This window comes from Vibrio sp. YT-19(2023) (assembly GCF_033337395.1).
The window spans coordinates 1-572 of the sequence record NZ_JAWOQN010000872.1; the positions used below are offsets into that span (position 1 = coordinate 1).

The 572-nt window shown below is 50.0% G+C and carries 1 protein-coding gene; it reads right to left on the bottom strand.

The genetic code is table 11. The features are described from left to right. Positions 1-572: thioredoxin family protein (locus tag R7E78_RS28925; RefSeq protein WP_318058991.1), on the bottom strand; the 572-nt coding region annotated here is incomplete at both ends.

Genomic DNA, 572 nt, shown 5'->3' on the forward strand with positions numbered 1-572 from the left:
AAACCCAGCACGTTCATGTGTTTGAGTAGCTCAATATCTTGCACTTGGTTTTTGGTGACATCCGCTTGCAGCAACACGAAGTCTTGCAGCTTGGCTTCGACTTTTGGATCGTGGAAGGTGTACTTCTCAAACTCTTTACACGCTACACACCAGTCGGCGTAGAAGTCGAGCATGACAGGTTTACCTGCTGCTTTCGCCAGCGCCAGTTGCTCTTCAAGCTCGGCCACATTAGCAATGCGAGTAAAGCTAACCGTTGTTTGCTGTGCTTGGGTTTCGTTATTGCCAAACCAATAATTCAGTGCTGGTTGCGCGGAGGCGAACAAACCGAGGACGGCAATAATGCCAATTGCACTTTGCTTCCAGCCACCAAACTCCAAGCTGTTTTTGATGTGATACAACCAACCAAATGCCGCGATACCGAGCGCAGACCACAACGCCGTCGACCACATTTCTGGCAAGATGCGCTCAAGCAAGAAGATTGGTGCTGCCAGCAGAATGAAACCAAATAGTGTCTTCACGCGGTCCATCCAACCGCCGGCTTTTGGCAGCAGTTTGTTGCCAAATACCGCTAC